The 24,844-nt window shown below is 60.7% G+C and carries 19 protein-coding genes; 14 read left to right on the forward strand and 5 right to left on the reverse strand.

The genetic code is table 11. The annotated features are described in order from the left end of the window. Positions 1-4: 4 nt before the first annotated feature. Genes G4C92_RS08965 through G4C92_RS08995 form a run of 7 tightly spaced genes read left to right on the forward strand, consistent with a single transcriptional unit; the run spans position 5 to position 8,581 of the window. Entirely contained in the window at positions 5-2,317 is a 2,313-nt protein-coding gene (locus G4C92_RS08965) for a xanthine dehydrogenase family protein molybdopterin-binding subunit (protein ID WP_274939524.1), read from the forward strand. A 15-nt stretch (positions 2,318-2,332) separates the two neighbouring features. Continuing rightward, a complete protein-coding gene (locus tag G4C92_RS08970; RefSeq protein WP_274939525.1) occupies positions 2,333-2,800 on the forward strand; it encodes a (2Fe-2S)-binding protein in 468 nt (155 codons plus the stop codon). Positions 2,801-2,812: 12 nt separating this feature from the next. Further along, positions 2,813-3,724 (forward strand): FAD binding domain-containing protein, encoded by a 912-nt coding sequence (locus tag G4C92_RS08975; RefSeq protein ID WP_274939526.1) that lies wholly within the window; start codon positions 2,813-2,815, stop codon positions 3,722-3,724. A 6-nt stretch (positions 3,725-3,730) separates the two neighbouring features. Then, entirely contained in the window at positions 3,731-5,077 is a 1,347-nt protein-coding gene (locus G4C92_RS08980) for an amidohydrolase family protein (RefSeq protein WP_274939527.1), read from the forward strand. Continuing rightward, on the forward strand, positions 5,074-6,318 hold the full coding sequence (hutI, locus tag G4C92_RS08985; RefSeq protein ID WP_274939528.1) for an imidazolonepropionase: 1,245 nt from the start codon (positions 5,074-5,076) through the stop codon (positions 6,316-6,318). Before G4C92_RS08980 ends, hutI begins: the two co-directional genes overlap by 4 nt. After that, positions 6,315-6,920, forward strand: coding sequence for a HutD family protein (locus G4C92_RS08990; protein WP_274939529.1), 606 nt, complete (start codon positions 6,315-6,317; stop codon positions 6,918-6,920). The genes hutI and G4C92_RS08990 overlap by 4 nt, the downstream gene beginning before the upstream one ends. Beyond that, positions 6,917-8,581 carry an acetolactate synthase large subunit gene (locus tag G4C92_RS08995; protein ID WP_274939530.1) on the forward strand — a complete coding sequence of 555 codons (1,665 nt, stop codon included), beginning with the start codon at positions 6,917-6,919 and terminating at the stop codon, positions 8,579-8,581. Before G4C92_RS08990 ends, G4C92_RS08995 begins: the two co-directional genes overlap by 4 nt. A 73-nt stretch (positions 8,582-8,654) precedes the next feature. Here G4C92_RS08995 and G4C92_RS09000 read toward each other — a convergent pair whose 3' ends face one another. The 4 genes from G4C92_RS09000 to murC form a co-directional block, all read right to left on the reverse strand. Continuing rightward, positions 8,655-9,839 carry a ribose-phosphate pyrophosphokinase gene (locus tag G4C92_RS09000; RefSeq protein WP_274941988.1) on the reverse strand — a complete coding sequence of 395 codons (1,185 nt, stop codon included), beginning with the start codon at positions 9,837-9,839 and terminating at the stop codon, positions 8,655-8,657. Positions 9,840-9,847: 8 nt separating this feature from the next. Then, complete coding sequence (locus G4C92_RS09005) at positions 9,848-10,846, reverse strand: ATP-binding protein (protein ID WP_274939531.1); 999 nt, start codon at positions 10,844-10,846, stop codon at positions 9,848-9,850. 27 nt (positions 10,847-10,873) lie between these two features. After that, positions 10,874-11,878 carry a DnaD domain protein gene (locus G4C92_RS09010; RefSeq protein ID WP_274939532.1) on the reverse strand — a complete coding sequence of 335 codons (1,005 nt, stop codon included), beginning with the start codon at positions 11,876-11,878 and terminating at the stop codon, positions 10,874-10,876. A gap of 182 nt (positions 11,879-12,060) precedes the next feature. Next, positions 12,061-13,440, reverse strand: a complete 1,380-nt coding sequence (gene murC, locus G4C92_RS09015) for a UDP-N-acetylmuramate--L-alanine ligase (RefSeq protein ID WP_274939533.1) — start codon at positions 13,438-13,440, stop codon at positions 12,061-12,063. 343 nt (positions 13,441-13,783) lie between these two features. Here murC and G4C92_RS09020 point away from each other — a divergent pair, with 343 nt between their 5' ends. The 7 genes from G4C92_RS09020 (at position 13,784) to G4C92_RS09050 (ending at position 23,793) form a co-directional block, all read left to right on the forward strand. Beyond that, the gene (locus G4C92_RS09020) at positions 13,784-15,070 is read left to right on the forward strand and encodes a glucose-1-phosphate adenylyltransferase (RefSeq protein ID WP_274939534.1); all 1,287 of its coding nucleotides are present in this window, start codon (positions 13,784-13,786) and stop codon (positions 15,068-15,070) included. Then, on the forward strand, positions 15,067-16,182 hold the full coding sequence (gene glgD, locus G4C92_RS09025; RefSeq protein WP_274939535.1) for a glucose-1-phosphate adenylyltransferase subunit GlgD: 1,116 nt from the start codon (positions 15,067-15,069) through the stop codon (positions 16,180-16,182). The genes G4C92_RS09020 and glgD overlap by 4 nt, the downstream gene beginning before the upstream one ends. A 63-nt stretch (positions 16,183-16,245) precedes the next feature. Further along, positions 16,246-16,542: a septation regulator SpoVG gene (gene spoVG, locus G4C92_RS09030; protein ID WP_274939536.1), complete on the forward strand. Its 297-nt coding sequence runs from the start codon at positions 16,246-16,248 to the stop codon at positions 16,540-16,542. Positions 16,543-16,768: 226 nt separating this feature from the next. After that, on the forward strand, positions 16,769-18,760 hold the full coding sequence (locus tag G4C92_RS09035) for an ABC transporter ATP-binding protein (RefSeq protein WP_274939537.1): 1,992 nt from the start codon (positions 16,769-16,771) through the stop codon (positions 18,758-18,760). Continuing rightward, positions 18,757-20,523, forward strand: coding sequence for an ABC transporter ATP-binding protein (locus G4C92_RS09040; RefSeq protein WP_274939538.1), 1,767 nt, complete (start codon positions 18,757-18,759; stop codon positions 20,521-20,523). The genes G4C92_RS09035 and G4C92_RS09040 overlap by 4 nt, the downstream gene beginning before the upstream one ends. Before the next feature lie 434 nt (positions 20,524-20,957). Continuing rightward, positions 20,958-22,985 carry a glycoside hydrolase family 31 protein gene (locus G4C92_RS09045; protein WP_274939539.1) on the forward strand — a complete coding sequence of 676 codons (2,028 nt, stop codon included), beginning with the start codon at positions 20,958-20,960 and terminating at the stop codon, positions 22,983-22,985. Between the two features lie 136 nt (positions 22,986-23,121). Then, a complete protein-coding gene (locus G4C92_RS09050) occupies positions 23,122-23,793 on the forward strand; it encodes a hypothetical protein (protein ID WP_274939540.1) in 672 nt (223 codons plus the stop codon). 89 nt (positions 23,794-23,882) lie between these two features. Here G4C92_RS09050 and G4C92_RS09055 read toward each other — a convergent pair whose 3' ends face one another. Then, entirely contained in the window at positions 23,883-24,650 is a 768-nt protein-coding gene (locus tag G4C92_RS09055; RefSeq protein WP_274939541.1) for an ATP-binding protein, read from the reverse strand. Positions 24,651-24,844 lie beyond the last annotated feature (194 nt).

The following is a 24,844-nucleotide window of genomic DNA, read 5'->3' on the forward strand; positions in this document are numbered from 1 at the left end:
GAGCATGCGGGAGTATCGGTATATCGGAAAAGCGACATCGAATGACCGCGCGTACGGCAAGGTGACGGGACACGCGGTCTATACGTCGGACATGCAGTCGGTGGACATGCTGTATCTGGCTTATAAACCGTCTGCGGTCGGACACGGCCTCATCGCGTCGATCGACGCCTCCGGCGCGTGGCTTCCCGGCGTCCGGGCGATTTATACGTATCAGAATACGCCGGACCGGTACTTTGACAGAGGACGGGTCAGCCGGGCAGAGGCGGACAGCGTTCCGAATCAGGAGAAGCTGTTTGACCGGGAAGTGCGCTTCTTCGGGGAGCGGGTCGCCGCGGTCGTCGCGGAATCGGAAGAGACCGCGCGCAGAGCGTGCCGGCTGATCCGGGTTGAGTATCAGCCTCTGCCGCTTGTCATGACGCAGGACGAAGCCCGGTCGGACGGAGCGCCGAAGCTCCACCGCGATGGCAATCTGTATCCGGCTGACGGCAAACCGTACCGGAGAACTCTGGGAAACTATGACGGGGCGAAGGCGGATGTCGTGGTCCGGACGGCGATGCACGCCGGGCGGATGACGCATATGTGCATGGAGACGCAGTCCGTGCGCGCCCGGTTTGACAAGAGCGACGGGCGTCTTACCGTCTGGAGCGGATGCCAGACGGCCTACGGCGTCCGTTCTACCGTCGCGGATCTGCTCGGCCTTCCGTACAACCGAGTCTGTGTCGTCAAGGCGCTGATGGGAGGGTCCTTCGGCGTCAAGCAGGAGATGGTTCTGGAACCTCTTGTCGCCTTCGCGGCCTTTGATCTCCGGGCCGACGTCCTCTGTCACTTCACCAGGGAGGAGCAGATCACCGGAACGCTGCTCCGGCATGACCTCGACTGCACGGTTGAGACGAAATGGACGAGGGACGGGACGATTCAGGGACTTAAGGTGGAGATGAACCTTGATGCGGGCGCGTATCAGACCGTAAGCCCGTCCTACCTCCGGGGGATCGGAAACAAGCTCACGAAGACCTACCGGATTCCCAACGTGGAATATCTGGGACAGTCCTACTGCACCACCACACCCTGCAACGGCAGCTTCCGGAGCTGGGGCACAGCGGAGCTCGCGATCGGTCTTGAGCCGAACCTGAACGAGGCGGCCCGGATCCTCGGCATCGACCCGGTGGAGCTGAGGCTGCGCAACGTGCATCAGCCGTTTGACCGGGACAGGATGAACCGGGCTTCCGTATCGAACGCAAGATTCAGGGATGTGCTGGAGAAGGGCAGGGAGCGGTTCGGATGGGATCAGAAAGTGGCCGCCTGCAGGGAGAGGAACAGACAGGGCGGACGGTACCGCTACGGCTGCGGGATGGCCTTATGTTCCCACACCAGCTCCTTTTATCCGTATCTGAACGAGCGGGCCGACTGCATTCTCCGTATGGCGGACGACGGATCGGCGATCCTCACGATGCCGATCCATGACCATGGCGGCGGCACCGTGACGGCGATGAAGAAGATCTGCGCGGAAGCGCTGCAGATCGATCCCGGCCGGATCGAGGTGCATGAGGCTGACACCGATGTGACGGGCTACGATTACGGATGCTACGCGAGCCGGTCCGTCTATGTGTTCGGTCAGGCGGTCATCCGGTGCGCGGAAGAGATGATCGAAAAGGGACGGACGCTGGCCTCGATGCTTCTCAAATGCCATCCGGAGACGATCCGTTATACGGACGGCTTCTTCTCCTCCGAAATGAACCCGAAGATCCGGAAGGAATGGCGTGAAATCTGGGAATACGCGGTTTTTTCACGGGGGGAAGATTTGTTCTGCGCCGTCACGGGTCATGCTTCGGCCAATCCGGGGACCGCGGCCGCTCATTTTACCGAGGTCCGGGTCGATACGTACACAGGGCAGGTGAAGGTGCTTCATTGTCTCTCGGTTCATGACATCGGGAAGAGGATCAATCCGGATCTCTGCTTCGGCCAGATCGGCAGCGGAATCCAGCAGGGAATCGGCTGGGCTCTCCGTGAAGAGATCAAGATCGATCCGAAGACCGGACAGACACTGATCACAGGGTTCAGGAACTATGAGATGTGCAATGCAGCCGATATGCCGGCATACGACGCGCTGTTTATCGAGGACGCGGAGCCGACCGGCCCGTTCGGCGCGAAGGGGCTCGGCGAAGTGGTGACGGCGCCGGTGGCGCCGGCCTGCGTCGAGGCGGTGAATCAGGCTCTCGGGCTGCATCTCAACCGCTGCCCGCTGACGCCTCCGGTGATTCTTGAGGCTCTCGCGGGCCGGCCGGATCCGGAGGCGGCCGGATTCCGGACCGCGGACTGAGGGGGGAGGCCCGGTATGAGGATTTCGTTTGTACTGAATGGAAAAAAGAGGACGGACGACGTGGACCCCGCCAGACGGCTCCTTGACTATCTCCGGGAGGATCTCCATCTGACCGGAACAAAGGAAGGGTGCGGCGAAGGCGAATGCGGCGCCTGCACGGTGATTCTGAACGGCAGGGCGGTTCACGCGTGTCTGACGCTGACCGGTCAGATCGACGGCTGCGAGCTTCTGACGATCGAAGGGCTGGAAGCGGAAGACGGCAGCCTGAGCCCGCTTCAGCAGTCCTTTGCCGATCACGGGGCGATCCAGTGCGGATTCTGCACGCCGGGGATGGTGATGTCCGCCCAGGCGCTGCTGATGGAAAATCCGCATCCGGATGAGGCGGAGATCCGGAACGCGATTGCGGGCAATATCTGCCGCTGTACCGGTTACCGCGAGGTGATCCGGGCGATCCAGGCTGTCAGCGGCCCGGAGGACGGATAAGGAGGCGTCGGTATGGAGGTGAAAACGTATCTGCAGCCACAGAGTCTCGCCGGTTTATCGGACGCGCTTCTTCAGATGGAGGAGGGTTCGAAGATACTGGCCGGCGGTACGGATCTCATCATCCGGATCCGGAACCGCGAGGGGACGATCCCGTTACTGCTCTCTGTCTGCAGAGTCCGGGAACTGTACGGCATCTTCGGAGAAGCGGACGGACTCGTGATCGGCGCGATGGAAAATTTCGCTTCGATCGCGTCGGACAGCCGGGTGAGAAACGAGCCGTATCTTGAGGCGCTGGGGATGGCATGCGCCCGTGTCGGATCCCGTCAGATCCGGAACAAGGGCACAATCGGCGGAAATCTCGGCAACGCTTCAGTGGCCGGCGACATGATCCCGGTTCTGACCATGTACCACGCGGAGGCGGAGATTATGAGGGGAGGCGGCGCTCTCCGCCGCCTCCCGGTTGAAGCGCTGATCACGGGCGTTTCAAGGACGGCGCTGAGGCCGGATGAGATCATCACAAGGATCCGGATTCCGATGAGGCCCGGACGGCGGAGCTGCTTTCTGAAGCTGGGCGGAAGAGAGGCAGTCACGGTCGCGGAGCTGTCCCTCTGCATGACATGGCGGACGGAGAAGGGTGTGTTTGCCGGCGTGGAGGGCGTGCTCGGGGCGGTCGACGCGCATCCGGTCGTGCTGGATGAGGCGGCGGAGATCGTCGACGGCACGGCAGGGGGAGGGCAGGTATGGGGCCGGCTGGCGGATTCTCTGTCCGGCCGGATTTCAGCCATCCGGATGAAACGGACCCGGCCTCCGAAGCTTCGCATCCGGGAAGGAGAAAAGGCATACAAGGAGCGGGCCGTCCGCGGTATCGTTTTCGACCTGGGCGGGAGGATGGAAGCGTCACTGCATGAATCAGAAAGGGGATGAATCAAGATGAACGTCATCATACCGGAACTTCTCTATACAAAGAACGGCTTCGAGCGGAATCGGGCCGTCCTCGTGCAGGATGGAAAGATCGCGAAGATCGGAGAGGCGGAGACTCTGAGAAAAACTCCGGGCGCGGAGATCCGGACGCTTCCGCGTCAGGTCCTTGTTCCGGGGACGGTGAACGCGCACAGCCACAATTTCCAGATCCTGCTGCGGGGCATCGCGGCGGACCGGCCGTTTCTTGAATGGCGGGACCGGTCCCTGTACTACTACTCTCCTAAGATGAGCCTCGAGGATACCTACAACGGCGCGCTGTTCGCGTTTGCGGAGATGATGAAGCGCGGCGTCACCTGCGTCGGGGAGTTCTTTTACCTTCATAACTTCGGAACGGACAGCGATGAGGCCGTTCTGAAGGCGGCGCGGGATCTGGGGCTCCGCATCGGGCTTGTGCGGACGATGTACGACTGGACGGGCGCGCCGTCGGGCTATGTGGAGAGCATCGAAACCGCAGTCTCCAGCACAAGGGCGCTGCACAGAAAGTATCAGGCTGATCCGATGGTCAGCGTCCTGCCGGCGCCTCATTCTCTTCATGCCGCCTCCACGGATATGGTGCTTGCGGGGCATGAGCTGGCCGCGGAGCTGGGCACGAAATTCCACATGCATGTCTCGGAGGAACGGTTTGAGGTCGAGCAGGTGAAGAAAGAGCACGGCGGCATGACGCCGCTCGAGTATCTTGACCATATCGGCGTCGTCGACGATTCGCTGGTGATCATCCACGGCGTATGGCTCACGCCGGAGGAGATCGATACGCTCGGCGTGAAAGGCGGCTCTCTCATCTACTGTCCGTCGAGCAACATGTTCCTCGCGGACGGCATCACGGATATCCCGCATATGATGAAGGCGGGGGTAAAGATCGCGCTCGGCGCGGACGGAGCCTGCGGCAACAACCGGATCAGCGTATTCGAGGAGATGCGGATGTGTTCGCTTCTGCAGAAAGCGAAGACATGCGACGCGCTGTGCGTCAATTATCAGCAGACCTTTGAGATGGGGACAGCGAACGGATCCGATCTGCTCGGGTTTCACGGCGGACGGATCGAGGAGGGCTTTGACGCGGATTTCACGGGCATCGACCTCGACGATTTCTCGATGATGCCGGTCAGCGATTCTCTTGAGCAGGTGATGCCCAACATCGTCTACTCACTCGAGCCGACAGCTGTCAGAACGGTCATGGTCGGCGGCAGAACGACGGTTCTGAACGGCGTGATCCAGACGGTGGATGAGGAGGAAATCCGGGAGAGGGTACGCGATACCATGAGAAGGCTGGATGAACCGGAAAGAGGTGGCACATCATGAAAAGGACGATTCTGGCGCATATAGCGGAGCTGGCGACGCCGAAAGGACGTGAGGCGCGGCAAGGAGCCCGGATGAACGAACTCAGCGTGACCCGTGACGCGGCGGTTGTCATCGAAGGAGAGAACATTCTGGCGGTCGGGGATACGGATACGATCCTGTCCTCGTATCGTGACGGCGCGGAAATCCGGGATCTCTCCGGTCATGCGGTCGTTCCCGGATTCGTCGATTCCCACACGCATTTCCTGTTCGGAGGATACCGCCCGGAGGAGTTCATGATGCGTCTTGCCGGCGAGTCCTATCTCGCGATTCATAAAGCGGGCGGCGGGATCGAGTGTACGGTGGAGAAAACCAGAAACGAGACGGAAGAGCAGATGGATCGGGAGGGGCGCGCGCGTCTCCGGGATGCGCTTCAGATGGGCGTGACCTCGATGGAAGGAAAGAGCGGGTACGGTCTTGACCGGGACACCGAGCTCCGGATGCTCCGCGTGATGCGGAAGCTGGACAAAGAGCAGCCGGTTGAGATCACCCCTACCTACCTTGGCGGGCACTCTGTTCCGAGGGAATACAGGGACCGCCCGGACGGGTACATCGACTGGATGATCCGGGAGATGCTTCCGCTGATCCGGGAGGAGCGTCTCGCCGCCTTCGTCGATATTTTCTGCGAGGACGGCGTGTTCACCGCGGCGCAGTCGGAAAAACTTCTGTCCGCGGCCTCCGCGATGGGTTTCGGGACGAAGATCCACGCGGATGAGATCATGTCGACGGGCGGCGCGGAACTTGCCGTAGGGCTTCACAGCGTGTCGGCGGATCATCTGCTGATGATATCGGATCAGGGAATCCGGGACCTTGCCGGCAGCGGGACGGTCGCGACGCTCCTTCCCTGCACCGCGTTCTGTCTCGCAAAACCGTACGCTCCGGCCAGAAAGCTGATTGATGCAGGCTGTGCGGTGGCGCTGGCCAGCGATTACAATCCGGGGAGCTGCTTCACCGGCTCGATTCCGCTTCTCTTCGCGCTGGCGGTGATTCATATGCATATGAGTCTGCCGGAAGCGCTCTGCGCTCTGACCCTCAACGGCGCGGCCGCGATCGGACGGGCGGACCGGATCGGCAGCATCGAACCGGGCAAGCAGGCGGATCTCGTGGTTCTGAACCATCCGGAGTATGAGTTTCTTGTTTACAACACGGCGGTCAATCAGGTGCACGAAGTATATAAAAAAGGAGTCAGTGTCTGTCACAGATGAAGATCAGAATCACAGGGCAGAAAGAGCAGAAGACAAGTAAGTGGTCCGGCGGAACGACGACCGAGCTCGCGATTTTTCCGGAGGAAAGTGATTACGCGGAGCGCCGCTTCACTTTCCGGATCAGCACCGCGTACTGCAGGGAGCCGTTCTCCGTCTTCACGGAGCTTCCGGACACGGAGCGGCTTCTGATGCCGATCGAGGGGGCGGTGACGCTTCGCCATGGAGACGGACCGGCGATCCGTCTTTCGGAGGGGGAGTCGGACCGCTTCGCGGGCGGCGATTATACGGTCTCAAGCGGGATATGCCGGGATTTCAATCTGATGCTGAAAGGCGGCGCGCAGGGGGAAATCCGGTATCTGACGGTTCCGGCCGGCGGCACGCTTGAGCTTCATCTGAGAGGCAGGTTCACGGGACTGTATGCCGTTTCCGGAGCGGGAACGGTTGCGGGAGAGCATGCGTATTCGCTTCCGGCCGCCGGTTTCTGTCTGATCGAACGGACGAAGGAAGAAGAAACGGGTACGGTTCTGCTGAAGGCACGGGAAGACTCGGATTTTGTGCTGGCGGAAGCGGAAGTGACGCTGCCGGAGGAGACAACAGGATGAATACAGCAGAAGCGCTGGTGCGCTGTCTTGAAAACGAAGGCGTCCGGTATATTTTCGGGATTCCGGGCGAAGAAAATCTGGCCGTGATGGAGGCGCTGAAGAAGTCTTCGATCCGCTTCATCACGGTGCGTCATGAGCAGGGGGCCGCCTTTATGGCCGACGTCGTCGGAAGGCTGACCGGAAAAGCGGGCGTCTGCATGTCCACACTGGGACCCGGCGCGACCAATCTGATCACGGGCGTAGCGGACGCGAACCTTGACGGGGCGCCGCTGATCGCGATTTCCGGTCAGGTCGAGACGGCCCGTTCCCAGCTGACCTCTCATCAGTATGTCAATCTGGTCGAGCTGTTCGAGCCGATCACGAAGAGGAGCAAGATGGTGGTCAACCCGGGGTCGATCAACGAAATTGTCCGGATCGCCTTCAAGTACGCGGAGAGCGAGAAGCCGGGCGCCGGCTTCATCGATCTGCCGTGCGACATCGCGCAGCTTGAGGTCCCGGAGATCAGCGCGGCGCCGCTCCGTCACTCCGCGCCGCATATCGAACTGGCCGATGTCGGGAGCGTGGAGAGAGCGGCTTCGCTGATTTTTATGGCGAAAAATCCGATTGTTCTCGCCGGACACAGTGCTGTCCGCTCAAGGGCGGCTGCCGCGCTGACGGAGTTCGCGGAGACGCTGCATATTCCCGTGATCAATACGATGATGGCAAAGGGTATCATTCCTTTTGACAGTCCGTATTCCATGTGGACAATCGGGCTTCCTCAGAAGGATTATCAGAACGTGCTGATCGACGAGGCGGATCTGGTGATCACGGTCGGATACGATATTGTGGAGTACGCGCCGATCAAGTGGAACCAGAACCGGAGCCATAAAATCCTGAACATTGACAGCCGCGCCTGCCATGTCAACAAGCTGTTCCAGCCGGAAACAGAGGTGATGGGCGATATCTCGTCCTCACTCCGTTCTATCATGCTCCGGTGCTCGCCAAAGGAGGAGCCGAAGCGTCCGCTGGCGATCCGGGCGGAGATGGCGGCGGAGCAGGAACGCGCGGCCGGCGATGTCAGCTTTCCGATGAAGCCGCAGAAGATTCTGGCCGATATCCGCTCCGTGCTCGGGCCGCATGACATTCTGCTGTCCGATGTCGGCGCGCACAAGATGTGGATCGCCCGTCATTACAACTGCTACGAGCCGAACACCTGCATCATCTCCAACGGCTTTGCCACGATGGGCATCGGTCTTCCGGGCGCGATCGCCGCGAAGCTGACCTATCCGGACCGAAAGGTCGTCACCGTCACCGGGGACGGCGGCTTTCTGATGAATCTGCAGGAGCTCGAGACGGCCGTCCGGATCGGAACCGCCTTTGTCGTTCTGATTTTCCATGACGACAGCTACGGGCTCATCAAGTGGAAACAGATGGAGCGGTATCATTCGTCCTGCTATGTCGATTTTTCCAATCCTGATTTCGTGATGCTTGCGGAGAGCTTTCACTGCAAGGGCTACCGGATCCATAAGGCGGAGGAGCTGGCGACGGTGCTCAGGGAAGCGCTGAAGCAGAAGGTGCCGGCGATTATTGACTGCCCTGTCGACTACGGGGAAAACATGAGGCTGTCCCGGCGGCTGAAGGGGCTGATCTCGCAGCTTCAGAGCAGGGAGCCGGAAGGCTGACGGGAGCCGTTCGTCAAAAAGAGGGCGGGCACGGAGAAAACTCCGTGCCCGCCCGTCTTTCATGCGGTGAAATTCAGATTTTTTCTCCCCTCGCGTACCGCTCCAGCACCCGGTTGATCCGGTCCACCGGATTCAGGAGGCCGGAGAGCGAGCAGTCGTGGTTCAGGGTGTCGATGATCAGCGCGATGTACTTGCTCATGTCGCAGCTGATGTAGTAGGGCTTCTTCAGCAGCTCCTCGGGCTGGTAGACGAGATTCGTCGTGATCAGCTTCGTGAAGAGGCCCCGCTTGTAGGCACTGTCGAAGGGCGTGGTTCCGCCCGTCAGAATCCCGAAGGTGGCGCAGATGAAGATCTTGCCGGCCTTTTTCTTCTTCAGAAGCTGGGCCGTCTCAAGCACCGCGTCGCCGGAGGAGATCATGTCGTCGATGATGATGACGTCCTTGCCCTCGACATCGGGGCCGAGGAACTCGTGGGCGACGACCGGGTTCGAGCCGTTGACAACCGTGGAGAAGTCTCTGCGCTTGTAGAACATACCCATGTCGATGCCGAGCACGTTGGCGAGATAGATCGCGCGGCCCATCCCGCCCTCGTCCGGGCTGACGACCAGCAGATGGCTGCTGTCGATGGTGAGATCCGGATCGGCGCGAAGCACGTTCTTGATGAACTGGTAGGCCGGGCTGACCGTCTCGAAGCCGGAGTAGGGGATCGCGTTCTGCACCCGCGCGTCGTGGGCGTCGAAGGTGATGATGTTCTCCACGTCGAGGTCCATCAGCTCCTGGAGGGCGCCGGCGCAGTCGAGAGATTCGCGCCCGTTCTGCTTGATCTGACGGCCCTCGTAGAGATAGGGCATGATGACGCTCACGCGGCGCGCCTTCTTCCCGGCGGCCGCGATGACGCGCTTCAGGTCCTGAAAGTGATCGTCCGGGGACATCACGTTCTCAAAGCCGTTCATCTTGTAGGTGACGCTGTAGTTCATGACATCGACGAGAATATAGAGATCGTCGCCGCGGATCGAGGTTTTGATCTCGCCCTTGGCCTCGCCGGTGCCGAAGCGCGGCGTGTTCGCCTCCACGATGAAGGAATCCCGGCAGTAGCCGTTGTCGTCCGAAGCCTGGCCGGCGGTCACGCGCTCCTTCCTCCACTGCACGAGGTAGTTGTCGACCTTTTTTCCGATTTCGGTGGTGCTCTTCATCGGAATGATCGCCAGTCTTCCCTCCGGGATGGTTGTCAGAACCGGTTTCGCCTGGGTGTCCGTCATGTTCGTATTCAAGTTTTTGCCTCCGCTAATTTCATGCGAATCCGAATATCGTCTCCCGTCAGCTTGACGATGGAGTAGTGGCTGGTGACTCTCGAGAAAATCCGCTCCGAATACTTCGTCGCCATATCCTTGAGAGCGAGGTTCGTCGAGATGACCGTCGAGCGGCTGTCCGTGATCCGGCTGTTGATGACCCGGAAGAGCTCCGAGGAGGTGAACGAATTCGTGACCTCTGTGCCGAGGTCGTCGATGATCAGAAGGTCCACGGTGCGGATCAGATCGCTTCCGGCGTGCCGGTCGCCGCTGTGTCCGAAAACGGTGCCCGCGAGCACGTCGAAGAACTCGCCCGCGGAGAAGTACAGGACGGAGTGGCCGAGATCCAGAGCATCCCTGGCGATGCAGTGGGAGAGAAACGTTTTTCCCGTCCCCGTGTTCCCGTAGATGTAGAGATTCTGGTCCGGCTCATCCAGACTGTCGAGGAGCCGGTGGGCCGCCTCCCAGCCGTTTTTTGCGCAGTCGAGGGGCGTTTTCCCCGTCGAAGCGTCCACTATTGTATCAGAATACCATTCAAATGAAAAGCTGCCGAAGTTCTCCCGGTCGAGCACCTTCTTCAGGCCGTATTTTCCGTATACGATTTCGGCGGCGGCCCGTTCGAAGCAGGCGCACCGGCGCCCGTCCGCAAAGCCGGTGTCCCGGCAGACGGGACATTCGTACTGAAGCTCGAGATAATCCTCCGGATAGCCGTGGGCGAGCAGAAGCTCCTTCTTCCGCGCGGCGATCCGCTGCATGCTCGAGCGGTAGCCGGACAGATCGGCGCCCGGATCGGCGATCCGCGCCTTCGCGGCGTCCATGCTCCGCGCGGCGATCTCGTCGTCCAGATGAAGGATTTCGGGGATCGCCCCGTAGACCTCCTCCGTCCGCGCGTTCTGCTCGTGACGTTTCTGCTCCCGGATCTCATCGTAGTGACGCATCACGGCGTCAAACTGTGCATTTGATAATGACATCGCCATCCTCAGTGCATCGCGCACATGTTTCTGTCAGTTCTGCAGCAGCTGCGATTCCAGTTCGTCGTAGTTGTAATCCCGCTGGTCAAATTCGGTAAATGCATTGGCCGGCTTTTTCGTCTTTCCCGCCGTCTTCTTCTCCCGCGCGGTCTTCTCGTGCGCGTCGTCCAGCTTCTTCACGTCCTCGAGGGAACGGACGCCGGCGTGAAACCAGCGGGTGAGGATGCTGTCCGCGTAGGCGAGCGTCGGCTTGCCGGTCCCCATCAGTGTCCTGGAGCAGGCTTCGCCGATGATCTCCATCGGGAAACGGTAGGTCTCCAGCCACTTCCGCATCAGCCTGATCTCGGCCTCGATCGGATGATGGTTGTTGATGCCCAGCGCCTTCAGGATATCGTAGTATTCGCGGTGATAGCTGCCGACGCTGACGCGGGCCTCGTGCACGGTGGAGATTCCCTGTTCCTTCCAGCTGAGCGCGACCTTCTCCATATAGTGAAAGCTCATTTTGCCGCGGCTCACGCAGTAGTCGATCAGATAGTCGATCAGGTCCGTCGAGAAATGCAGCGTGTCGTAGAAGAAGCAGATTTTCTGCATCTCGGAATGGCTGAGCGGCCGGCCGATGTACTGCTGGGCCACAAAGAAGAGCTCGCGGATCTCCTCGTTTTCGCCCAGCTGGGACATCCGCTCCGAGGTGATCTCGGACGCTTTCTCCGGCACCGGTCCCGGCTCCTCCGCCGGCGTGCGGTAGCTCAGAAACCGGACTTCGGTGATCGAGCCGTCCTCCGCGCAGGTCAGCCCGAGCACTTTCTCGCGTTCCCAGTAGCGGAGCGCGCGGAGCACGTCGTTCTCCGTACAGTTGAGCCGGTCGGCCACGCTGCAGAGCGTGAAGCCGTCGTTCCGCCGTCCGGCGGAGCGGAGCAGGTAGAGATAGACCCGCAGAAAGTCACCGTTCGCCTCCGGAAGGAAGCGGTCAAGAAACGCGTTGCCGATCACCGTTACATCCTGCGGACAGCAGGAGAGGATCCGAATCTGTTCCATCATAACCCCGTTTTCCCGATCTGAAGCCGCGGGCGGCGTCTCTGACTGCCGGACGGGCCGCACCGTACGATCATTACAGAGGGATTATACCAGATGATTTATACACCGTATCCACAAAGAAATCCACGAATTATGCACACGCAGCGAGACGGGCGGGTGTGGATCCGGTTCACGGTGTGGATAACTCAGCGCTTCAGCAGGTCCTCGCCCACCTCGACGATGTTGCCGGCCCCCATCGTGATCAGCAGATCGCCGGGCTGAAGGACCGTATCCAGATAGTCCTCGATCCCGCGGAAGCTGTCAAAATAGGAAGCTTTCGTTCCTCTCCCGGCGATTTCGCGCCGGAGGTCGTCGGAGGAGATCCCGATGGTGTTCTTCTCCCGTGCCGCGTAGATATCCGCGAGAACGACCTCGTCGGCGGTGGATAACGCGTCCGCAAATTCGGGGAGAAGTGCCCTGGTCCGTGTATAGGTGTGCGGCTGAAACGCGACGATCAGCCTCTTGTGGGGATAATTCTTCGCCGCCGCCAGCGTCGCGCGGATCTCCGTCGGATGGTGGGCGTAGTCGTCGATGACTGTGGCGCCCTTGTACTGGCCCTTGTACTCGAACCGGCGCTCGGTGCCGCGGAAGGAAAGCAGTCCGCGGCGGATCGTCTCCACGGACAGCCCGAGCTTCCGTCCGAGCGCGATGGCCGCGAGCGCGTTGGAGACGTTGTGGATACCCGGCACCAGGAGCGTGAAGGAGCCCAGCGGCCCGCCCTTCTCGAAGCAGATGAAAGAGGCGCAGCCGTTGGAGTCGAAGCTCAGTCCGCCGGCGGTGTAGTCCGCTTCCTCCTTCATACTGCAGGTGATGATCTCTGCGTCGATGCCGCGGACCACGTCCTGATACTTGCCGAAGTCCCGGTTGATGATCAGCGTGCCGTCCTTCGGAAGGAGGGCGGCGAAGCGGTGAAAGCTCCTTGCGATGTCGTCCAGATCCTTGAAGAAATCCAGATGATCGGCGTCCACGTTGAGGATGACCTCGACCTTCGGACAGAAGGAGAGGAAGCTGTTCGTGTATTCGCATGCCTCGGCGATGAAGCTGTCGGAGTGACCGATGCGGATGTTGCCGCCGATGACCGGAAGCATGCCGCCGACCGTGATCGTCGGATCGAGACCGCCCTCAAGCAGGATGTGCGACGCCATCGAGGTGGTGGTCGTCTTGCCGTGGGTGCCCGCCACTGCGATGGGGAGACGGTAATTCCGCATGATCTCGCCAAGCAGCTGGGCCCGGGTGAGCATCGGGATGCCGGCGTCCTTCGCCGCCTTCCACTCGGGGTTGTCCGGATGGATCGCCGCGGTGTACACGACGCAGTCGATATCGGGGCGGATGTGCTCAGCGGACTGGCCGATGAAGATCTCCGCGCCCTGCTCACGGAGACGGTCCGTCAGCGCGGACTCGTGCGCGTCCGAGCCGGAGACGCGGAATCCTTTGTCGAGCAGGATTTCGGCAAGACCGCTCATACTGATGCCGCCGATCCCTATGAAATGCAGGAACTGAGGTTTGCTGAAATCAATCTGATACATATTTTTCTCCACTTTCTTGCAGATTTTCGCCCCGCGGCCTCTTCGGTTCTCAGGGAACGCGCGGAACCGGTTATGACCGGCGCGCCGCTCTTTTACGGCGCGAAATCATCCGTTTTCACTGCCAGAGCAGCCATATTCCTTATCAGTATACCACAACGGCGCTTCTTCGGAAGGGACGGGTTGCACAAGAAATAACGTGACGGCCGCCGGGGGCATAGCCCTGTAAAAATTGACGAAAAAACACCAAAATGAGCACAAGGCTTTTATTATATGTTCACTATTGGGAAACAGTGTGTTATACTTCAGTTGACCGAATATTCTTTACTGCATGAGAGGTGAGTTTATGATCAAGAAGGAAATGATCGCCATGCTGCTCGCCGGAGGCCAGGGAAGCCGCCTTGGCGTGCTGACGGACAATGTGGCAAAACCCGCCGTTTCGTTCGGAGGAAAATACAGGATCATCGATTTTCCTCTGAGCAACTGCATCAATTCCGGCATCGATACCGTCGGTGTGCTGACGCAGTACCGACCGCTTCGTCTGAATACGCATATCGGCATCGGGATCCCCTGGGACCTTGACCGGAACGTGGGCGGCGTGACCGTGCTCCCTCCGTATGAGCGGATCGGCAATACGGACTGGTATACGGGTACGGCCAACGCGATCTATCAGAATCTGGAATATATGGAGCAGTACAACCCGGATTATGTGCTGATCCTGTCCGGCGACCACATCTACAAGATGGATTACGAGGTCATGCTGGACTATCACAAAGCGAACCGCGCCGACGTGACGATCGCCGTCATGCCCGTGCCGATGGAGGAGGCGCCGCGGTTCGGCATCATGGTGACGGACGAAGCCGGGCGGATCACGGATTTTCAGGAGAAGCCGGAGCACCCGAAGAGCAATCTGGCCTCGATGGGAATCTACATTTTCAGCTGGCCGGTGCTCAAGCACGCGCTGATCCGGCTGAAGGATCAGTCCAATCTGGATTTCGGCAAGCACGTGCTTCCGTTCTGCAGGGAGCAGGGCCTGCGGCTGTTTGCCTATGAGTTCAACGGCTACTGGAAGGACGTCGGCACGCTCGGCTCCTACTGGCAGGCCAACATGGAGCTGATCGACGTCATTCCGGAATTCAACCTCTACGAGGAGTTCTGGAAGATCTATACGCGGGGGGACATCATTCCCCCGGATTACATCGCGTCGTCGGCGGTGGTCGACAAGTGCATTATCGGCGAGGGCTCCGAGATTTACGGCGAGGTCCACAGTTCCGTGATCGGTCCGGGCGTCCGGATCGAGGAGGGCGCGGTGGTCCGGGACTCGATCGTGATGCAGGAATGCCGGATCGGAGCGGGAGCGGAGGTGAACCGCTCGATTCTGGCGCAGAACGTCGTCGTGGGGGACCGCGCGGTGCTGGGCGTCGGCGAGGACGCGCCCAATGTCTACAATAAGAAGGTGTACGCCTTCGGGCTCGTCACGGTGGGTGAGAGTTCCGTCATTCCGCCGGACGTGCGCATCGGCCGGAACACGGCGATCCTCGGGAAGACAGAAGCCGGGGACTATCCGAACGGCGAACTCGTGAGCGGCGGGGCAATCATCAGGCATGACGAGAAGGACGGTGAGAACTCATGAGGGCTGTGGGAATGATTCTGGCCGGCGGCAACAACAACCGGATGAGGGAGCTGTCGAGCAAGCGGGCCATCGCGGCGATGCCGATGGCGGGGAGCTACCGGGCGATCGACTTCGCCCTCTCGAATATGACCAATTCGCATATTCAGAAAGTGGCCGTCCTGACGCAGTACAACGCGCGCTCGCTCAATGAGCACCTGAGCTCCTCCAAATGGTGGGACTTCGGCCGGAAGCAGGGCGGTCTCTTCCTCTTCCCCCCGACCATCACCAGCAAGAACAGCTGGTGGTACCGCGGGACGGCGGACGCGATCTATCAGAATCTCAGCTGGCTCCGCCAGAGCCATGAGCCGTACGTCGTGATCGCATCCGGCGACGGCATCTACAAGCTGGATTTCAACAAGGTGCTGGAGTTCCACATCGCCAAGCGGGCCGACATCACCGTGGTCTGCACCGAGTGCCGGGACGACGACGTCAACCGGTTCGGCGTGCTCAGAATGAACGAGGACGCCCGGATCGAGGAATTCGACGAGAAGCCGATGGTGTCGCGGTTCAACGTGATCTCAACGGGAATCTACGTGATCCGGCGGCGCCAGCTGATCGAGATGATCGAGCGGTGCGCCCAGGAGGACCGCTCGGACTTCGTGAAGGATATTCTGATCCGGTACAAGGATCTCAAGCGGATCTACGGGTACAAGATCAATACCTACTGGAGCAACATCTCGACGGTGGAATCCTACTTCCGCACCAATATGGATTTTCTGAAGCCGGAGGTGCGGGATTATTTCTTCCGACAGGGCTCCACGATCTACACAAAGGTGGACGACAATCCGCCGGCAAAGTACAACCCCGGCTGCGTCGTGAAAAACTCTCTCGTCGCGTCGGGCTGCATCGTCAACGGAACGGTGGAGGATTCGGTGATTTTCAAGAAGGTCTTCATCGGCAACAACTGCTATATCAGAAACTCGATCATACTGAATGACGTCTATATCGGCGACAACACACATATTGAAAACTGCGTAGTGGAGAGCAGGGATACCATCAGGGCCAACTCCTACCACTGCGGAGAAAACGGCATCAAGATCGTCATCGAGAAAAACGAACGATACACCATCTAAAGACAATCAAAGGCACTCCGGCCTCTCAGGAAGGTGTGTAAAAGAAACAGCGAGGAAAACAATATGAATATCACGGATGTCAGAGTTCGAAAAATATCAAAGGAAGGGAAGATGAGAGCGGTTGTCTCCATCACGATCGATGACGAATTCGTAGTTCATGACATCAAGGTGATCGAGGGCGAGAAGGGGCTTTTCATCGCGATGCCAAGCAGAAAGGCGGCGGACGGGGAATACCGCGACATCGCGCACCCGATCAACTCACAGACCCGCGGCGAGATTCAGACCATGATCCTTAACCGGTACGCGGAGACCGTCGCGCGGGAGGAAGCTGAAGCGGAGACCGGCGAAGACGAGGCATGACAAAAGACACAGAGAATGAAAAGAGGCTGCCGGAGGGCGGCCTCTTTTTTTGTTCCGGCGGTTCCGCCGGGAGGCGGAACGGGCTCGGAAGCGGGTTTTATATGCGCTCCCGACCGCCGCGCGGTCTTTTTCAACAGCGGTTCCGCTGTTCGGGAGGCCTGCGGTGTGGTATGATGAAAAACACTGCGCGGGCCTTGAGAGACCGGCCTGGAAAGGGAGATCTGCGATGCGGAAACTCTTGAAATATCTGAAAAACTATCGGCTGGACAGCGTGCTGGCACCGTCTTTCAAGATGCTCGAGGCGCTGATGGACCTGCTGGTTCCGCTGGTGGTGGCCGCGATCATCAACAACGGCATCGCCCGTCAGGACAGCGGCTATGTCGTCCGGCGCTTCGCGGTCCTCATCACGCTGGCCGCGGCGGGCATGCTGTTTTCGTTCACAGCCCAGTGGTTCTCGGCTCGCGCCAGCATCGGGGCGGCCACCGAGATCCGTCAGGCTCTGTTTGACCATATCGGCCGGCTTTCCTACACGGAGCTGGACACGATGGGGACGGACACGCTGATCACGAGGATGACCAGCGACGTCAATCAGGTGCAGAACGGGCTGAACATGGCGCTCCGTCTTCTGCTCCGGAGCCCGTTCATTGTGTTCGGCTCGATGGTGATGGCCTTCACGATCGATGTGCGGTGCGCTCTGATCTTCGTGGTGGCAATCCCCGTGCTCAGCGCGGTGGTTTTCGGGATCATGCTGGCGAGCATCCCGCTGTTCACGAAGGCTCAGAGCGCGCTGGACGGGCTCCTCGGTTCCACGAGGGAGAATCTCACCGGCGTCCGGGTGATCCGCGCGTTCTGCAAGGAGGAGGCCGAGACGGCGGAATTTGACGCGAAGAACGACGCCCTCACCAGGATGAACGAGAGGGTCGGCCGTCTCTCCGCGCTGATGAACCCCGCGACCTACGCGCTGATCAATATCGCCACGATCGTGCTGATCCGGGTGGGGGCGCTCCGCGTGCAGGCCGGCGGGCTTCTTCAGGGCGACGTGGTCGCGCTCTACAACTATATGGCACAGATGATCGTGGAGCTGGTGAAGCTTGCCTCTCTGATCATCACGATCAACAAGGCGATCGCCTGCGCGGACCGGATCGAGAGCGTGTTCGACGTGAAGCCGTCGATGGTCTATCCGGACGCGTCCGCGGGACAGGCAGCCGGCCGCGCCGCCGGGTCGAACGAGGCGGCCGGCACTTCCGGTGGAAGCCGGCCGCCGGAAGCGGTGGCGTTCCATCACGTCTCCTTCACCTACGCGGGTTCCGGGGGCGAGGCGGTTTCGGACCTTGACTTCACGGTCCGGCGGGGTGAGACCGTCGGCATCATCGGCGGCACGGGCAGCGGCAAGACGACGCTGGCGAATCTGATCCCGCGGTTCTACGACGCGACGAAGGGAACGGTGGAGGTCGACGGCCGTCCGGTTGCCGCTTATCCCGACGGGGTCCTCACCAGCCGGATCGGCGTCGTGCCGCAGAAGGCAGTCCTGTTCGAGGGAACGATCCGCGACAATCTCCGCTGGGGCAATGAGAACGCCTCGGACGAGGAGCTGATGGCGGCGGCGGAAACCGCGCAGGCCGCCGAGGTGATCAACGGCAAAGCCGGCGGCCTCGACGCGGCCGTCGAGCAGAACGGACGCAATCTCTCCGGCGGACAGCGGCAGCGGCTGACCATCGCCCGCGCGCTGGTGAAGAAGCCTGAGATTCTCATCATGGACGATTCGGCCAGCGCGCTGGATTTCGCGACGGACCTGAAGCTCCGCAAGGCGGTGCACGCGCTGGAAGGCAGCATGACCGTCTTCATCATTTCGCAGAGAACTTCGAGCGTCCGCACGGCGGACCGGATCCTCGTTCTCGATGACGGGCGTCTGGCGGGAACGGGAACGCATGACGAGCTGATGCGGACCTGCGGCACCTATCAGGAAATTTACTACTCCCAGTTCCCGGAGGAACGCCCTGCGTCTTCGCCGGACGGAGAAAAAACGGCCGGAAGCGGCGCGGCGTCCCGGGCGGACGGAGACAATACGGATGACGGCGGCGCGGCCGCCCCGCGCGGGCGGTCCGGCTCGCGCGAAGGCGCGGAGAAAGACTCGGATTATCGTGATAGTGAAGAAAGGGTACGTCGGTCCGGCTCGCGCGAAGGCGCGGAGAAAGACGGAGAGGAGGCGGCGAGATGAAGAGGACAGAGAAGAAAAAGACGTTTGACGCCTCGAGTATGACGACGCTCCGCAAGGTGCTGCGCTTCATCGGCCGTTACCGGGTGCTGCTGGCCGCGAGCTTCGTGCTGGCCGCGGTCACCGTCGTGCTGCAGCTGTATATCCCGATCCTCTTCGGCGACGCGATCGACGGGATCGTCGGGGCGGGAAAGGTCCGGTTCGGCTGGATCTCCGCCAGCCTTGTGAAGATCGGCATTCTGCTCGCGGCGGCGTCCCTCGCCTCATGGGGCATGAACCTCATCAACAACCGACTTGCGTACCGGACCGTGCAGGACATCCGGGGACGTGCGATCCGGCAGATTCAGGTGCTGCCGCTTGCGTACCTTGACAGCCACAGCACCGGCGACATCGTCCAGCGGGTCATCGCGGACACGGATCAGCTCTCCGACGGACTGCTGCTGGGCTTTCAGCAGCTCTTCTCCGGCGTGATCACGATCATCATGACGCTGGTCTTCATGTTCTCGAAGAATCTGGAGATCACGCTGCTCGTCCTTGTGCTGACGCCGGTGAGCTTCCTTGTGGCGCGCTTCATCGCGTTCCGCAGCTACCGGATGTTCCGGCGCCAGACGGAGATCCGCGGCCGCCAGACCGCTCTGATCAACGAGATGATCGGCAATGAGAAGGTGGTGAAGGCATTCGGGTACGGGGACAGGGCCTCCTCACGCTTCCGCGAGCTCAACGGGGAGCTGCAGTACTATTCCCAGAGAGCCGTGTTCTTCAGCTCGCTGACGAACCCGTCCACCCGCGCCGTGAACAACGTGATCTACGCGCTGGTCGCGCTGATCGGCGCGTTCCGGATCATGGCCGGGGCGCTGACCGTGGGCGGGCTGACCGTCCTGCTTTCCTACGCGAATCAGTACATGAAGCCGTTCAACGACATCAGCTCGGTGATCACGGAGCTGCAGAACGCGCTGGCCTGCGCCGCGCGGGTCTTCGAGCTGATCGAGGCGGAGCCGGAAAGCCCGGACGCGGACGGGGAGATGAGCGGCGTGAAGGGCGCCGTGGATATCGGCGATGCCGCCTTCTCCTATGACAAGAGCCGGAAGCTGATCGAGCATTTCACGTTCCACGCGGATCCGGGCATGACGGTCGCCATCGTGGGACCGACCGGATGCGGCAAGACCACGTTCATCAATCTGCTGATGCGCTTCTACGATGTGGACGGGGGCTCCATCCGGATCGACGGTCAGGACATCCGCGGCGTGCCGCGTCACGCCCTGCGCCGCCAGTACGGCATGGTGCTGCAGGAAACCTGGCTGCAGGACGCCACGGTGCGGGAGAATATCGCGTTCGGACGGCCGGACGCCACGGATGAGGAGATCATCCGGGCCGCGAAGGAGGCGCACAGCTGGGAATTCATCCGCCGGATGCCGCAGGGCCTCGATACGCCGGTCCGCGATGATTCGCTGAGCGCGGGACAGAAGCAGCTGCTCTGCATCACGCGGGTGATGCTGACGCTGCCGCCGATGCTGATCCTCGATGAGGCGACCTCCAGCATCGACACGCGGACGGAGATTCGGATTCAGCAGGCCTTCGACAAGCTGATGGAAGGACGGACCAGCTTCATCGTCGCGCACCGTCTGTCCACGATCCGCCACGCGGACGCGATCCTCGTGATGCGCGACGGGAAGATTATCGAGCAGGGCACGCACGAATCGCTGATGGCGAAAGGCGGATTCTACACGAAGCTCTATGACTCGCAGTTTGCCGGCCTGAGCACATGAGCGGCCGGTATGATTCCTGCAATACGAGACAAGCCCTCCGCCTGCTGTGCGGAGGGCCTGTTCGTATAAGGGAAGGAGTTTGCCGGCGGTCCGCCTGGCAGTGCAGACCGCCGGCCGTATGAAAAAAGAAGTATGAAATGATGTTTCAGATGGTTTTCATCTGATATTTCGTATGGTACCGCCTGGATGTGTACGAATTTTGACATGAATCGGACGCTTCTGTGAAGGCTTGCTGAAGCGAAACTGAAGGCGGGTGCATGTCCCGTAAGAAACGGTGGAAGATTGCGCCGCGGCGTGGTATTCTGAAGCCGGTTTTCGTATCCGGACGGTGGCGCGGACGCCGCCGGAGAGGCGGACGGCTCCGTTTGCTGCATCAGCCCGTCCGGGGGCGGAGAAGCGAACATGATGAAACATCATCCGATCAGGAGGAAACTATGCAGTTTTTTGAAGATCATGGTGCACTGGTGGCGCGGCTTTACGGAGAGACGCTCAGGATCGAGGCGTGGGGACCGGATTCCTTCCGTGTCCGCTCGACGATGCTGCCTGAGTTCAGCGGACGGAGATGGGCTCTTACGGAAGAGGCGCCCGCCGCTCAGGCATCCGTCGAGATCGGCGAGGAGGATCACTGGGTCGGGGACGGAACCGTCGACCGGAAACCCGTCGCGTCCATCACGAACGGACGGCTGAAGGCGGTGGTGAATTTCGCCGGCGTGATCACATTTTACCGGGACGGCGCCCTGCTGCTCCGGGAGTATTTCAGGGCTTACGACGGCACGCTGAGCCGGGAGTCACGCTGCCTCAAGGTGGTGAACCGCGAGTGGAAGGGCGTGATCGGCGGAACCGAGTTCTCGCTGAACCTGAAGTTCGAGAGTATCGACGGCGAGAAGATTTTCGGCATGGGCCAGTACCAGCAGAAGTATATGGATATGAAGGGCTGCACGCTGGAGCTGGCGCAGCGCAATTCGCAGGTGACGGTGCCGTTTCTCGTCTCGAATAAGGGCTACGGCATGCTGTGGAACAATCCGGCGGTGGGCCGCGTGACGTTCGGCAAGAATTATACGGAATGGATCGCCCGCGCGACGCGGGAGATGGACTACTGGATCACGGCGGCGGACACGCCGAAGGAGCTGCTCGCTTCCTACACGGCCGTCACGGGCCGGGCGCCGGCGTACCCGGAGGACCGGATGGGACTCTGGCAGTGCAAGCTGCGCTACCGGACGCAGGACGAGGTGCTCTCCGTCGCGCGCCGCTACCATGAGGCCGGGATCAAAATCGATCTGATCGTCATCGACTTCTTCCACTGGACGCTTCAGGGAGACTGGCAGTTCGACCCGGTCTACTGGCCGGATCCGAAGGCGATGTGCGACGAGCTGCATTCCATGGGAATCAAGGTCGTCGTCTCGGTCTGGCCGAGCGTGGACCGGAAGAGCGTGCATTTTCAGGACATGCTGGAGAAGGGGCTGCTGATCCGGACCGAGCGGGGCGCGCTTCAGACCTACGATTACCAGGGCGACTGCGTCGAGATCGATCCCTTCAACCCGGCGACCCGGGAGTATGTCTGGAATGTCTGCAAACAGAACTACTACGATTACGGCATCGACGCGTTCTGGCTCGACAACTCGGAGCCGGATTACGGCGTCTATGACTTTGAGCACTACCGCTATCAGGCGGGGCCGGCTCTCGCGGTGAGCAACCTGTATCCCCAGCTCTACAGCCGGGCGTTCTTCGACGGCATGCGGAAGCAGAGCGATGCACCGGTGGTCAACCTGCTCCGCAGCGGATGGGCCGGCAGCCAGAAGTACGGCAACGTGATCTGGTCCGGCGATGTTCCCAGTACCTTCGAGGCGCTCTACGATCAGGTGCAGTGCGGACTCAACATGGGACTCGCGGGAATTCCCTGGTGGAATACGGACATCGGCGGGTTCATGACGGACGATGTGCATGATCCGGACTGGCAGCAGCTGCTGATCCGGTGGTACGAATTTGCGGTGTACACGCCGGTCTTCCGTCTGCACGGGGACCGCGGACCGTACAACATCCCGAAGCTCGACGACCGGGATTTCGGCGGCGGCTATCTTCATACCGGCCAGCCCAACGAGATGTGGAGCTACGGCGGGGAGAATTTCCGGATTATGAAGAAGTACTATGATATCCGGATCGGGATGCACGATTACATCCGCTCGCTCTACGAGGAAGCGTCCGAAAACGGTTCTCCGCTGATGCGCGCGATGTTCTATGAGTTCCCGGAGGATCCCGTCTGCTGGGAGCTGCAGGATCAGTACATGTTCGGAAGCCGGCTGCTGGTGGCACCGATCCTTGCGCTGAACGCGTCGGTGAGAGAGGTCTATCTGCCGGAGGGCAGATGGAAGGAGCAGCGGACCGGCGAGGTCTTTACGGGCGGCCGCCGGGTGAACGCGGACGCGCCGCTGGATTACCTTCCGGTCTTCGAGCGGCTGGACTGACGGAGACCCCGGAGAACGGGAGGCGCACGTGCCGGATCCAGATACGGAAAGCGTTTCGCTGAGCACGGGGAAAAAACGGTCGGGACGGGCCGGAAACGGCCTGTCACGGCTGTGTCGGGGGAAGAGGAGAATGCAAATGAAAACGGTTCATAAGGCTTCGCCGGCTGAACTCGGCGAATCGGTTTTTGACATCGGCTATCTGCTGTTCGATCTGATCGCCGCGATTGTATTTTTCGCCGGGGCGGACGGCCGCGTCACGTTCCTTTTGTACGGCGCCCTCGCCCTGCTGGGCGGAGGCGACGCCTTCCATCTCGTGCCCCGGGTGCGGCGGGCTCTTATGGGGGAGACGGATCGCACGGAGCATGACCTCGGCCTCGGGCTCGCCGTCTCGTCGGTGACGATGACGCTGTTTTATGTTCTGCTTTACTATATCTGGCGCTCGATCTTTCCGGAGATCCGCGTGCCGGCCGCGCTTCCGGCCCTGATCTGGGTCAGCGCGCTGGCGCGGATCGCGGTCTGCCTTCTTCCCGGAAACAACTGGTTCCATAAGGAAGGCAGCCGGCGTTTCTCGCTCGTCCGCAACGGAATCTTCGTCGTGACCGGTATCGAGGTGATTGCGCTGTTCCTTTATTCGGGAAATGCACACGGCCTTCGCCTCTACCGGATGGCGGCCGCGATCGGCATCAGCTTCGCCTGCTACCTTCCGGTGACGCTCTTCAGCCACACCCACCCGAAGATCGGCATGCTGATGATTCCGAAGACCTGCGCGTATATCTGGATGCTCGCGATGGGACTCGGAATGCTGTGATTAGAGAGGATAAACACCGGGGGCCGGAAAACGAATTTCGCTTTCCGGCCCCCGGCTTTTTCCGCAAGGCGATGTCCGCAGCGGACTTTTCACAGCTTCAGCTTATCAACGATATCCCTGAGCGCGGCGCGGACCGGAGAGTCCGCGGGCAGCTGGACGATCGGCTTTCCGTCGCAGTCGAACTGGTAGACGCCCTGATCCTGAGGCACGACGCCCAGCAGATCCAGCCCCTGCTTTCTGATTTCCTCCATCGTGCCGTCGTCGAGCTTACCTTCGGGCGCCCGGTTGACGATGAGGCCGATCTGAGACGGCTTGAAGTGGAGCTCGTTCATCAGGTCCTTGATCCGGCCGGCGGCCTGCACGCCGCGGCGGGAGCAGTCGCTGACGAGGATCGCCGTATCCATCTGCGGAAGAATCCCGCGGCTGATGTGCTCCATGCCGGCCTCGTTGTCGACGACGATATACGGATAGTTGTTCTGAAGCTTCTGGATCTGGGTCTGAAGCAGGCCGTTGACGTAGCAGTAGCAGCCGCTGCCCTGCGTGCGTCCCATCACCATCAGGTCGAAGTCGTCCTCTTCGGTAAGCGCGTCGTTCATGCGCATCTCCAGATAGTCCTGTTTCGTCATATTCTTCGGGATCAGGTCGTCGTTCTTGGCGGAAGCTTCGATGATTTCCCGGAGATCGCCCAGCGTCGTCTCGACTTCCACGCCCAGCACCTCGTTGAGGTTGGAGTTCGCGTCGGCGTCGACGGCCAGCACGGGCCTGCGGCCCGTCTCGCAGAGATACTGAATCAGAAGGCCGGTCAGCGTCGTTTTCCCGACGCCGCCCTTGCCGGATACTGCAATCACTTTACCCATTTGACTTTCCTCTTTTCCGATGGCCGCGGGCGCTTAAGGAGCCGCAGCCGGTCATCTGTATGATTCGATTTCTGTTTCTTATTATATTGGATGCAAAATAATAAGCAAGCGTCAAATCATCCGGTCTGCCGCCGTGCGGCCGGGTGAGATGACGCGCACAGTCGATCGCCTGGAAGCGGCTCAACCAAAAGTCT

Origin of the sequence: Chordicoccus furentiruminis, from assembly GCF_019355395.1 — a bacterium.
Lineage (GTDB): Bacteria > Bacillota > Clostridia > Lachnospirales > Lachnospiraceae > Chordicoccus > Chordicoccus furentiruminis.